General features: G+C 60.4%; 14 protein-coding genes and 1 tRNA gene. All 15 read left to right on the top strand.

Annotated features, from left to right (window positions below; all coding sequences use genetic code 11):
• Positions 1 to 38 precede the first annotated feature (38 nt).
• Positions 39 to 1025: an NAD(P)H-quinone oxidoreductase gene (locus tag ACODSM_RS03585; protein ID WP_488804347.1), complete on the top strand. Its 987-nt coding sequence runs from the start codon at positions 39 to 41 to the stop codon at positions 1023 to 1025.
• Between the two features lie 2 nt (positions 1026 to 1027).
• Positions 1028 to 1777: a triose-phosphate isomerase gene (gene tpiA / locus ACODSM_RS03590; protein ID WP_060987069.1), complete on the top strand. Its 750-nt coding sequence runs from the start codon at positions 1028 to 1030 to the stop codon at positions 1775 to 1777.
• 42 nt (positions 1778 to 1819) lie between these two features.
• A complete protein-coding gene (secG, locus tag ACODSM_RS03595) occupies positions 1820 to 2185 on the top strand; it encodes a preprotein translocase subunit SecG (RefSeq protein WP_060987070.1) in 366 nt (121 codons plus the stop codon).
• Between the two features lie 115 nt (positions 2186 to 2300).
• Positions 2301 to 2385, top strand: a tRNA-Leu gene (locus ACODSM_RS03600).
• Between the two features lie 73 nt (positions 2386 to 2458).
• Complete coding sequence (locus ACODSM_RS03605) at positions 2459 to 2818, top strand: NADH-quinone oxidoreductase subunit A (protein ID WP_056061547.1); 360 nt, start codon at positions 2459 to 2461, stop codon at positions 2816 to 2818.
• A gap of 24 nt (positions 2819 to 2842) precedes the next feature.
• The gene (locus tag ACODSM_RS03610) at positions 2843 to 3322 is read left to right on the top strand and encodes a NuoB/complex I 20 kDa subunit family protein (RefSeq protein WP_007849129.1); all 480 of its coding nucleotides are present in this window, start codon (positions 2843 to 2845) and stop codon (positions 3320 to 3322) included.
• Positions 3323 to 3332: 10 nt separating this feature from the next.
• Complete coding sequence (locus tag ACODSM_RS03615) at positions 3333 to 3941, top strand: NADH-quinone oxidoreductase subunit C (protein ID WP_060987079.1); 609 nt, start codon at positions 3333 to 3335, stop codon at positions 3939 to 3941.
• 27 nt (positions 3942 to 3968) lie between these two features.
• Positions 3969 to 5222, top strand: a complete 1254-nt coding sequence (locus ACODSM_RS03620; RefSeq protein ID WP_015013273.1) for an NADH-quinone oxidoreductase subunit D — start codon at positions 3969 to 3971, stop codon at positions 5220 to 5222.
• Positions 5219 to 5707: an NADH-quinone oxidoreductase subunit NuoE gene (nuoE, locus tag ACODSM_RS03625; RefSeq protein WP_488804348.1), complete on the top strand. Its 489-nt coding sequence runs from the start codon at positions 5219 to 5221 to the stop codon at positions 5705 to 5707. Before ACODSM_RS03620 ends, nuoE begins: the two co-directional genes overlap by 4 nt.
• Positions 5707 to 7062, top strand: a complete 1356-nt coding sequence (gene nuoF / locus ACODSM_RS03630) for an NADH-quinone oxidoreductase subunit NuoF (protein WP_488804349.1) — start codon at positions 5707 to 5709, stop codon at positions 7060 to 7062. The genes nuoE and nuoF overlap by 1 nt, the downstream gene beginning before the upstream one ends.
• Positions 7063 to 7076: 14 nt before the next feature.
• A complete protein-coding gene (gene nuoG / locus ACODSM_RS03635; protein WP_488804350.1) occupies positions 7077 to 9209 on the top strand; it encodes an NADH-quinone oxidoreductase subunit NuoG in 2133 nt (710 codons plus the stop codon).
• On the top strand, positions 9206 to 10288 hold the full coding sequence (gene nuoH, locus ACODSM_RS03640; RefSeq protein WP_015013277.1) for an NADH-quinone oxidoreductase subunit NuoH: 1083 nt from the start codon (positions 9206 to 9208) through the stop codon (positions 10286 to 10288). Before nuoG ends, nuoH begins: the two co-directional genes overlap by 4 nt.
• Before the next feature lie 12 nt (positions 10289 to 10300).
• Complete coding sequence (gene nuoI / locus ACODSM_RS03645; RefSeq protein ID WP_010463942.1) at positions 10301 to 10813, top strand: NADH-quinone oxidoreductase subunit NuoI; 513 nt, start codon at positions 10301 to 10303, stop codon at positions 10811 to 10813.
• Between the two features lie 50 nt (positions 10814 to 10863).
• Positions 10864 to 11532 carry an NADH-quinone oxidoreductase subunit J gene (locus ACODSM_RS03650; protein WP_488804351.1) on the top strand — a complete coding sequence of 223 codons (669 nt, stop codon included), beginning with the start codon at positions 10864 to 10866 and terminating at the stop codon, positions 11530 to 11532.
• Positions 11529 to 11837 (top strand): NADH-quinone oxidoreductase subunit NuoK, encoded by a 309-nt coding sequence (gene nuoK, locus ACODSM_RS03655; protein WP_005793248.1) that lies wholly within the window; start codon positions 11529 to 11531, stop codon positions 11835 to 11837. Before ACODSM_RS03650 ends, nuoK begins: the two co-directional genes overlap by 4 nt.
• The last annotated feature ends 25 nt before the right edge of the window (positions 11838 to 11862 follow it).

Consider the following 11862-nt stretch of genomic DNA (forward strand, 5'->3'; position numbering starts at 1 on the left):
GCCCAAATCATTCCAATCCATATCCGGTAAACCCCGTTATGCAAGCTGTCGAGATCACATCCTTTGGTGGGCCTGAGGTGCTGCGTCTGGGTGAGCGTCCTGCTCCCGTGGCGGGGGCGGGTGAGCTGCTGATCCGCGTGGCGGCCAGCGGCATCAACCGCCCCGACGTGTTGCAGCGACTGGGCCACTACGCGCCGCCTCCCGGCACCTCGGACCTTCCGGGGCTGGAGGTCGCGGGGGTGGTCGAGTCGGGCGATGCTTCGGCGATGGCAGAGGCGGGCATTCGTGTGGGTGACCGCGTTTGCGCCTTGGTGGCAGGTGGTGGTTATGCCCAGTGGTGCGTCGCACCGGTGGTGCAGTGTCTGGCGGTGCCTGAGGGTTTCAGTGACGTGGAGGCCGCCTCGCTTCCGGAGACGTTCTTCACGGTGTGGAGCAATGTCTTTGACCGTGCGCGTTTGCAGGCGGGGGAAACCTTGCTGGTGCAGGGCGGTACAAGCGGCATTGGCGTGACCGCCATCCAGCTGGCCCGTGCGTTCGGTGCCACCGTGATCGCCACGGCGGGCAGCGATGAAAAGTGTGCGGCTTGCCTTTCGCTGGGTGCACACCACGCCATCAATTACAAGTCCCAGGACTTTGCGGCCGAGGCGAAGCGAATCACCGAAGCGCGTGGTGTTGACGTGGTGCTCGATATGGTGGCGGGTGACTATGTTGCCCGCGAAGTTGAATGCCTGGCCGAGGATGGCCGGATCGTCATCATCGCCGTGCAAGGGGGCGTGCAGAGCGGCTTCAATGCGGGACTGGTGCTGCGCAAGCGCCTCACCATCACGGGGTCTACATTGCGTCCGCGTCCCGTGGCGTTCAAGGGTGCAATTGCACGCTCGCTGCGCGAGCATGTCTGGCCCTTGCTGGCAGCGGGCAAGGTCCGTCCGGTCATCCATAGCACGTTTGCCGCGGCGGACGCCGCACAAGCCCATGCGCTGATGGAGTCCAACCAGCACATCGGCAAGATTGTTTTGACGTGGTAATCATGAACAACAAGAAAAAACTCATCGCCGGTAACTGGAAGATGAATGGCAGCCTGGCTGCCAACGAGGCTTTGTTGAAGGCCTTGATTGCGGGCACCGCAGAGGTGGCTTGTGATATCGCTGTCGCAGTGCCTGCGCCCTACCTGGCGCAGGTGCAGGCATTGACTGCCGGCACTGCCATTGCGGTGGCGGCGCAGGATGTGTCTGCGCACGAGTCGGGCGCCTACACCGGTGAGGTATCGGTAGCCATGTTGAAGGATTTTGGTGTGCGCTATGCGCTGGTGGGGCACTCCGAGCGCCGCCAGTACCATGGTGAAACCGACGCAATCGTGGCGGAGAAAGCCCAGCGCGCACTGGCGGCGGGTGTGACTCCAGTCGTCTGCGTGGGTGAAACTCTGCAAGAGCGTGAAGCGGGCATGACCGAGGCGGTGGTCAAGCGCCAGCTCGCCGCAGTGATCCATCTGAACGGCCATTGCATCAGCGAGATCGTGGTGGCTTACGAACCCGTATGGGCCATCGGTACGGGTCGCACTGCGTCGCCGGAGCAGGCGCAGGCTGTGCATGCGGTGCTGCGCACCCAGCTGGCGGCTGCGAGCGAGCATGCGGATCGCATCCGCTTGCTGTACGGCGGCAGCATGAACGCAGCTAATGCGGCCCAGCTGCTGGCCCAGCCCGATATCGACGGCGGCCTGGTCGGCGGTGCCTCGTTGAAGGCGCCCGACTTCCTACAAATCATTGCGGCGGCCCGTTGAGGCGGCTGCGAGGCAAACAATTCAATCAGGAGTGAACAGAGAATGAACGTGATCGTGAATGTGATTCTGGCGGTGCAGATGTTGGCGGCCTTGGCCATGATTGGCCTGATCCTGATCCAGCATGGCAAGGGGGCTGACATGGGGGCCGCCTTCGGTAGCGGCAGCTCGGGCAGCCTCTTCGGCGCCAGCGGCAGCGCCAACTTCCTGTCCCGCACGACGGCCGTGCTGGCGGCCGTTTTCTTTGTCTCGACGCTGGCATTGGCCTATTTTGGCAATGCGCGTCCTGCCAGCTCGGGCAGCGTTCTGGAAACGCCTGCGGCTGCCGTGCCCGCCAGCGCGCCGGCCTCTGAGGCACCTGTGGCACCAACGACTCCCGCCTCTGGCGCGGCGCAGATTCCGACCAAATAATTGAACTGAATTTCGGCCCTCAGGGCCGAAGCAGGGTTTTTCCGGAGTAGAATTCTGGATTGTCTGGAAAGCCAAAAGCCGCAAGGTTCCTCATGCCATCCAGATGCAAAAATCAGCCGTCGTGGTGAAATTGGTAGACACGCTATCTTGAGGGGGTAGTGGCGAAAGCTGTGCGAGTTCGAGTCTCGCCGACGGCACCAAAACAAAGGCCTGCCTGCATGACCCGGCTTGGGTCCTGACGGGCAAGGCCACAGCGGTGAGCACATCCTCAAGATGAACCTCGATCAGTACCTCCCCGTCCTTTTGTTCATCTTGGTCGGCATCGCCGTAGGCGTTGTCCCCCTTGTACTCGGCTACATACTGGGCCCCAACCGCCCAGATGCCGCAAAGAACTCCCCCTACGAATGTGGCTTTGAAGCCTTCGAGGATGCGCGCATGAAATTCGATGTGCGCTACTACCTCGTGGCCATTCTCTTCATTCTGTTCGACCTGGAAATCGCATTCCTTTTCCCTTGGGCGGTCACGCTGCACGAGGTGGGTGTTGCCGGTTTCGTGGCGGTCGTCATTTTCCTGGCCATCCTGGTCGTGGGTTTTGCCTACGAATGGAAAAAGGGTGCCCTGGATTGGGAATGAGCGGACTTCAACAAGGACAATGCAATGATTGAAGGCGTGATGAAGGAAGGCTTCATCACCACGAGTTACGACTCCGTGGTGAACTGGGCCAAGACCGGTTCCCTGTGGCCGATGACGTTTGGTCTGGCCTGCTGTGCTGTCGAGATGATGCACGCGGCAGCGGCCCGGTATGACATCGGCCGTTTTGGTGCGGAAGTATTTCGTGCCAGCCCCCGTCAGTCCGATCTGATGATCGTGGCAGGCACCCTGTGCAACAAGATGGCCCCGGCTTTGCGCAAGGTCTACGACCAGATGTCCGAGCCCCGTTGGGTTCTGTCGATGGGTTCGTGTGCCAATGGGGGTGGCTACTACCACTACAGCTATTCGGTGGTGCGCGGTTGTGACCGCATCGTGCCCGTGGATGTCTACGTGCCCGGCTGCCCTCCGACAGCAGAAGCCCTGATTTACGGGATCATTCAGTTGCAGCAGAAGATCCGCCGCACCAACACCATTGCTCGCGTCTGAAGGGTTGATGATGACAGCTGTTGCCATTCGGCCTGAGAAGCTCAAGGACAATATCGCTGCGGCTCTGGGTGCCAAGGTGCGCCAGATTTCGGTCGCCCTCGATGAGGTGACCGTGGTGGTCGCCGCTGCAGACTATCTGGACGCCATGCGCCTGCTGCGCGACTCTGAAGGTTGCCGTTTTGAGCAGCTGATCGATTTGTGTGGTGTGGACTATTCTGCGTATGGGGATGCTGTCCATGAAGGCGCCCGCTACTGTGTGGTGTCGCACTTGTTGTCGGTCAGCCTCAACCAGCGCGTGCGCGTGAAGGTGTTCTGCCAGGACGATGACTTCCCGGTCGTTCCCTCGGTGGCTGAGTTGTGGAACTCCGCCAATTGGTACGAGCGCGAAGCGTTTGACCTGTTTGGCATCGTTTTCGACGGCCATAACGACCTGCGCCGCATTCTCACGGACTACGGCTTCATCGGGCACCCCTTCCGCAAGGATTTCCCGTTGTCGGGTCATGTCGAAATGCGCTACGACGCCGACCAGCGCCGCGTGGTGTACGAACCCGTGTCCATCGAGCCGCGCGAAATCACGCCGCGCATCATCCGCGAAGACAAGTACGGAGGCCTGCACTGAGCCGCCCCGCGTCTCATGTGATTCATCATGGCTGAAATCAAGAACTATTCCCTGAACTTTGGTCCGCAGCACCCTGCGGCGCACGGTGTGTTGCGCCTGGTGCTGGAGCTGGACGGCGAGGTCGTGCAACGCGCTGACCCGCACATCGGTCTGCTGCACCGCGCCACCGAAAAGCTGGCCGAGCACAAGACCTACATCCAGTCGCTGCCTTACATGGACCGGCTGGACTACGTGTCGATGATGTGCAACGAGCACGCCTACTGTCTGGCGATTGAAAAATTGCTGGGCCTGGAAGTGCCGGTGCGCGCGCAGTACATCCGCGTAATGTTCTCCGAAATCACGCGCCTGCTGAACCACCTGATGTGGCTCGGTTCGCACGGTAACGACTGCGGCAGCTCCACGATCCTGATCTACACCTTCCGCGAGCGTGAAGACCTGTTCGATATGTACGAAGCGGTTTCTGGTGCGCGCATGCATGCGGCGTATTTCCGTCCCGGCGGCGTATACCGCGATCTGCCCGACAGCATGCCGCAGTACAAGGTCAGCAAGATCAAGAACGCCAAGGCACTGGAGGCTCTGAACCAGAATCGCCAGGGTTCTTTGCTGGACTTCATCGACGATTTCACGCAGCGGTTCCCCGGCTGCGTGGACGAGTACGAAACGCTGCTCACCGACAACCGCATCTGGAAGCAGCGCACCGTAGGCATCGGCGTGGTGCCGCCTGAGCGGGCGTTGAATCTGGGCATGACTGGCCCCATGCTTCGCGGCTCCGGCATTGCCTGGGACCTGCGCAAGACCCAGCCGTACGATGCATACGACCGCGTCGACTTCGACGTGCCAGTGGGCAAGACCGGCGACTGCTACGACCGCTATCTGGTGCGTGTGCAGGAAATGCGCGAGTCCAATCGCATCATCAAGCAATGCGTGGACTGGCTCAAGGCCAACCCCGGCCCGGTGATCACCGACAACCACAAGGTTGCCGCGCCTGCGCGTGAATCCATGAAGTCGAACATGGAAGAGCTGATCCACCATTTCAAGCTCTTCACGGAAGGCTTCCACGTCCCCGAAGGCGAAGCTTACGCGGCGGTGGAGCACCCCAAGGGTGAGTTCGGTATCTACCTGGTGAGCGATGGTGCCAACAAGCCTTACCGCCTCAAGATCCGGGCGCCGGGTTTTGCGCATCTGGCCACGCTCGACGAAATGGCGCGTGGCCACATGATTGCGGATGCCGTCGCCATCATTGGCACCATGGATATCGTGTTCGGAGAGATTGACCGATGATTACCGAAGCGACCAAGGCGCGGTTTGCGCGCGAAGTGGCCAAGTACCCCGTAGACCAGAAGCAGTCTGCGGTGATGGCGTGCTTGTCCATCGTTCAGCAGGAGCAAGGCTACGTCAGCGCCGAGAGCGAGGCGGTGATCGCTGACTATCTGGGCATGGCACAAATCGCCGTGCACGAAGTCACGACCTTCTACAACATGTACAACCAGCAACCGGTGGGAAAGTACAAGCTCAACGTGTGCACCAATCTGCCTTGCCAGTTGCGCGACGGGCAGAAGGCGCTGCATCACCTGGAAAAGAAGCTGGGTGTGTCGATGGGTGAGACCACGCCTGATGGCCTGTTCACCCTGCAGCAGTGCGAATGCCTGGGTGCTTGCGCCGATGCTCCTGTGATGCTGGTGAACGATCGCACGATGTGCAGCTTCATGGACAACGACAAGCTCGACCAGCTCGTGGACGGCCTGCGCGCCGCGGAGGGCAAGTGATGACCGCGGCAGCCCAAATACTCTCCCAGTTCCAGGCCACAGGTGTTCAGACCTGTTTCCACGACCGCCACATCAACCCCCAGATCTATGCGGGCCTGAATGGCAGCAACTGGAGCATCAAGGACTACGAAGCGCGTGGCGGCTATCAAGCGCTGCGTCGCATCCTGGGCAAGGACGGTAACGAGGGCCTGACGCAAGATCAGGTCATTGCCACTGTCAAGGAATCCGGTCTGCGTGGCCGCGGCGGCGCGGGCTTCCCTACGGGCCTGAAGTGGAGCTTCATGCCCCGCTCGTTCCCCGGCCAGAAATATCTGGTGTGCAATTCCGACGAGGGCGAGCCTGGTACCTGCAAGGACCGTGACATCCTGCAGTTCAACCCGCACATCGTCATCGAAGGCATGATCATCGCTGCCTATGCGATGGGCATCTCTGTCGGCTACAACTACATCCACGGCGAGATCTTCCAAACCTACGAACGGTTTGAAGCTGCGCTGGAAGAAGCACGGGCAGCGGGCTACCTGGGTGACAACATCCTGGGCAGCAGTTTCAGTTTTCAGTTGCACGCAGCCCATGGTTTTGGTGCCTACATTTGCGGTGAAGAAACTGCATTGCTCGAATCGCTGGAAGGCAAAAAAGGGCAACCCCGTTTCAAGCCACCGTTTCCCGCCAGCTTTGGCCTGTATGGCAAGCCCACCACGATCAACAACACGGAAACCTTTGCGGCCGTGCCATGGATCATCCGCAACGGCGGAGCGGCTTACCTGGAGTGCGGCAAGCCCAACAACGGCGGCACCAAGATCTTCTCGGTGTCCGGCGACGTTGAAAAGCCCGGTAACTATGAGGTGCCCCTGGGTACCCCGTTTGCTAAGCTGCTGGAACTGGCCGGTGGTGTGCGCAAAGGCCGCCAGCTCAAGGCGGTGATCCCTGGCGGTTCGTCGGCCCCTGTCCTGCCGGCGTCCGTCATCATGGAATGCACGATGGACTATGACTCCATCGCCAAGGCTGGCTCCATGCTGGGCTCGGGTGCCGTGATCGTCATGGACGACTCCCGGAGCATGGTCGAGAGCCTGCTGCGTCTGTCGTATTTCTATTCGCACGAATCCTGCGGCCAATGCACGCCTTGCCGTGAAGGCACGGGCTGGATGTGGCGCGTGATCGATCGCATCCAGCATGGTCAGGGCCGCGAGGGCGACCTGGATCTGCTTAATTCCGTGGCAGACAACATCCAGGGCCGCACCATCTGTGCGCTGGGTGATGCCGCAGCCATGCCTGTGCGCGCCATGATCAAACACTTCCGTCCCGAGTTTGAGGCACTGATCCGGAACAAGGCTCCACAGGCCGCGACTTCCGTCTGATCGCGAGAGAACATATGGTTGAAATTGAACTGGACGGTCAGAAGGTGGAAGTCGCCGAAGGCTGCATGGTGATGCATGCGGCTGAAAAGGCGGGCACTTACATTCCGCATTTCTGCTACCACAAGAAGCTTTCGATCGCCGCCAATTGCCGCATGTGCCTGGTGGACGTGGAAAAAGCGCCCAAGCCCATGCCTGCCTGCGCCACACCGGTCACGCAGGGCATGATCGTGCGCACCAAGAGCGACAAGGCCATCAAGGCTCAGCAGTCGGTCATGGAGTTTCTACTCATCAACCACCCCCTGGACTGCCCTATTTGCGACCAGGGCGGCGAGTGCCAGCTGCAGGATTTGGCGGTGGGCTACGGCGGTTCTTCCTCGCGTTACGAGGAAGAAAAGCGTGTGGTGTTCCACAAGGACGTGGGTCCGCTGATCTCCATGGAAGAGATGAGCCGCTGCATCCACTGCACCCGCTGCGTGCGCTTCGGCCAGGAAGTGGCAGGCGTGATGGAGCTCGGCATGATCCATCGTGGCGAACATTCTGAAATCACCACGGTCACCGGCGACACGGTGGACTCCGAGTTGTCGGGCAACATGATCGACATCTGCCCCGTCGGAGCACTGACCAGCAAACCTTTCCGCTACAGCGCTCGCACCTGGGAACTGTCGCGCCGCCGTTCGGTGAGTCCACATGACTCCACTGGTGCCAACCTGATTGTCCAAGTCAAGAACCACAAGGTCATGCGCGTGGTCCCGTTTGAAAACGAGGCCGTCAACGAATGCTGGATTGCCGACCGTGATCGTTTCTCCTACGAAGCGCTCAACGGTGACGACCGCCTGACCCAGCCCATGCTCAAGCAGGGCGGTGTGTGGAAGGAAGTGGACTGGCAGACTGCGTTGGAATACGTGGCCAACGGTCTCAAGAACATCAAGAACGATCACGGCGCCGCCAGCATTGGTGCGCTGGTGAGCCCTCACAGCACGGTGGAAGAGCTGTATCTGGCCAGCGCCCTGGTGCGTGGCCTTGGCAGCGACAACATCGACTATCGCCTGCGCAACGCCGAGTTCGCTGCGCCCGAAGGTATTCGCTGGCTCGGTACGTCCATCGCTTCGTTGTCCACACTGCAGCGCGTGCTGGTGGTGGGCTCCAACCTGCGCAAGGACCATCCGCTGTTTGCGCAGCGCATCCGCCAGGCGGCCCGCCATGGCTGCCAGGTCAATGCCATCGCTTCGGTCACCCATGACTGGGCCATGCCAGTGCAGACATTTGTGGAGCAGGGGGCTGGCCAATGGGTAGAGATGCTCGGAGGCATTGCTTCCGCCATCGCCCAGGAAAAGGGTGTTGCTGCTCCGCAAGGTGCCAGTGCGGCCAACGAGGCTGCCCAGGCCATCGCCCGCTCGCTGCTGGGCGGCGAGCGCAAGGCTGTGCTGCTGGGCAATGCGGCGGCGCACCATGCGCAAGCCACCCCATTGCTGGCATGGGCCAACTGGATTGCAGAGAACACCGGCGCGACGGTGGGTTACCTGACAGAAGCCGCCAATACCGTGGGCGCGCAGTTTGCGGGCGCTCACCCTGTCAACGGTGGTCTGAATGCGGCTCAAATGCTCTCCGGTGGTTTGAAGGCGGCGGTGCTGCTGAACACTGAGCCCTTCCACGATTCTGCGGCGGGTGCTCAAGCTGCAACTGCCCTCGCTGGTGCAGAAATGGTGGTCACGTTGAGCCCCTTCAAGGCCAACATGGAGTTCAGTGACGTTTTGTTGCCAATTGCTCCGTTCACCGAGACCTCGGGCAGCTTTGTCAACGCCGAAGGGCGCATACAGAGTTTTCATGCTGTGGTGCGCCCGCTGGGCGATACCCGTCCGGCATGGAAGGTTCTGCGCGTGCTGGCCAATCTGCTGGGCGTTCCAGGTTTCGACTTCGAAACCTCCCAGGACGTGCTGGCCCGTGCCACAAATGCCCCTGCCGGTACCGTCACTCAAGTGCCTGCCGTACAGCTGTCGAATGCTGTGAAGGCAGTGCCCGCTGCGACGGCTGCAGCTGGTGAACCGGTCGTGGCTTCCATCTATCAACTGGACGGCTTGGTGCGCCGTTCCACGTCGCTGCAGCTGACAGCCGACGCACGCATGGCACGTGAAGGAGTGGCCGCATGATCGACGCGATCTACAACGCGGGCCTGAACCTGCTCTCCTTTGGGTGGTGGACCGGCATTGTCTGGCCAGTGCTCTGGATCCTGATCAAGATCGTCTGCATCCTGGCACCGCTGATGGGTGCCGTGGCTTACCTCACGTTGTGGGAGCGTAAGCTGCTGGGCTTCATGCAAGTGCGCCATGGCCCCAACCGCGTGGGACCCATGGGGTTGCTGCAGCCCATTGCCGATGCGCTGAAGCTGCTGACCAAGGAAATCATCCAGCCCACGGCGGCCAGCAAGGGCCTGTTTGTCCTGGGGCCTGTCATGGCCATCATGCCGGCCCTGGCTGCCTGGGTGGCGATTCCCTTCGGTCCCGATGTGGCCCTGGCGAATGTGAATGCCGGCCTGCTGTTGGTGATGGCCATCACGTCCATCGAAGTCTATGGCGTGATCATTGCGGGCTGGGCCTCCAACTCCAAGTACGCCTTCTTGGGTGCACTGCGGGCTTCGGCGCAGATGGTGAGCTACGAAATCGCAATGGGTTTCTGTTTCCTGGTCGTGATCATGGTCTCGGGCAGCATGAACCTGACGGAAATCGTGCTGGGGCAGGGCAGAGGCATGGCTGCAGACAAGGGCCTGACGTTCCTGTCCTGGAATTGGCTGCCCTTGCTGCCGATCTTCCTCGTCTACCTGATCTCTGGCGTGGCAGAAACCAATCGCCATCCCTTCGACGTGGTGGAAGGCGAGGCAGAGATCGTGGCCGGCCATATGGTCGAGTACTCGGGGATGGGGTTCGCGATCTTCTTCCTGGCCGAATACGCCAGCATGTGGCTCGTATCCATTCTGGCGGCGCTGATGTTCCTGGGTGGCTGGTTGCCTCCGATCGACAGCGCTCTGTTCAACTGGGTGCCGGGCTGGATCTGGCTGGGTCTCAAGACCTTCCTTGTGGTGTCCATGTTCATCTGGATCCGGGCCACCTTCCCACGGTTCCGGTATGACCAGATCATGCGTCTGGGCTGGAAGATTTTCATTCCGGTCACGCTGGTGTACTTGTTGATTGTTGGCGGGTGGTTGCTCTCGCCTTGGAATATCTGGAAATAAGCGGGGACACAAATGACTGCTGTTGCTGCTGCTGCACCTTTTTCGTTCAAGGATTTCTTCAAGAGCTTCATGCTCGTGGAGTTGCTCAAGGGGATGGCCCTGACTGGCCGCTATGCGTTTCGCCGCAAGGTGACCGTGCAGTTCCCTGAAGAAAAGACGCCTTTGTCGCCACGTTTTCGTGGACTGCATGCGCTGCGCCGTTATGACAATGGCGAGGAGCGTTGCATCGCTTGCAAGCTGTGCGAAGCCGTATGCCCCGCGATGGCCATCACCATCGAATCGGATGTGCGTGCCGACGGTTCGCGCCGCACCACGCGTTATGACATTGACCTGACGAAGTGCATTTTCTGCGGGTTCTGCGAAGAGAGCTGCCCGGTCGATTCGATCGTCGAAACACACATCTTTGAATACCACGGCGAAAAGCGTGGTGACCTGTATTTCACGAAGGACATGCTCTTGGCCGTGGGCGACCGGTACGAAGGTGAAATTGCGGCAGCCAAGGCTGCAGACGCCAAGTACCGCTGAGCGGTGCGGGTTTCAGCCTCTTTGCCAGACTTTCTATAAAGACCCGATTCATGGACGCCAAGACTGGTTTCTTCTATCTCTTCTCGGTGGTGCTGCTGTTCGCGGCCTTCCGGGTGATCACTGCGCGCAACCCCGTGCACGCGGTGCTGTATCTCATCCTTGCGTTTTCGCAGGCGGCGGCTGTCTGGCTGTTGCTCAAGGCCGAGTTCCTGGCGATTGCACTGGTGCTGGTGTACCTGGGCGCCGTCATGGTGCTCTTCCTGTTCGTGGTGATGATGCTGGACATTCACATCGATACCGTGCGCAAGGGGTTCTGGAAGCACTTCCCATTGGCGGCTCTCATCGGGGCGGTCATCGCCCTGGAAATGGCGGCCGTGTTGATGGGGGGATTCCGTGGCATGGAAGAGCCCAAGGCGATCGCTGCCGTGGTCGATGCCGCTGGCCATGTGGTCCCTTACTCCAATACCAAGGCGCTGGGCAAGCTGCTGTACACCCAGTATCTGTACCCCGTTGAGATCGCGGCAGTCATTCTGTTGGTGGCCATGGTTGCTGCCATCGCTCTGACCCTGCGTCAGCGCAAGGACAGCAAGGCCATTAATCCATCCACGCAGATTCGTGTGCGTGCAGCCGATCGTCTGGCTGTGGTCAAGGTGGCCGCCACCCAAAAGCCTGCGGTGGAAGAGCCTGCTCAAGCTGCTGCCGAGGAGAAAAAAGCATGACATTGACTCTGGGCCACTTTTTGTCGCTGGGCGCCATGCTGTTTGCGCTCGCTGTGATTGGCATCTTCCTAAATCGCAAGAACCTGATCGTGCTGCTGATGGCGATTGAGCTCATGCTGCTGGCCGTGAACATGAACTTCGTGGCGTTCTCCCACTACCTGGGAGACATGCACGGCCAGGTGTTCGTGTTCTTTATCCTGACCGTGGCAGCCGCCGAATCGGCGATCGGCCTGGCCATCCTGGTGCTGCTGTTCCGCAACAAATCCAGTATCAACGCGGAAGACCTCAACACCCTTAAGGGTTGATGGGTCACGAGTATTCCCAAGGTTC

The organism is Acidovorax sp. FG42 (genome assembly GCF_057809195.1).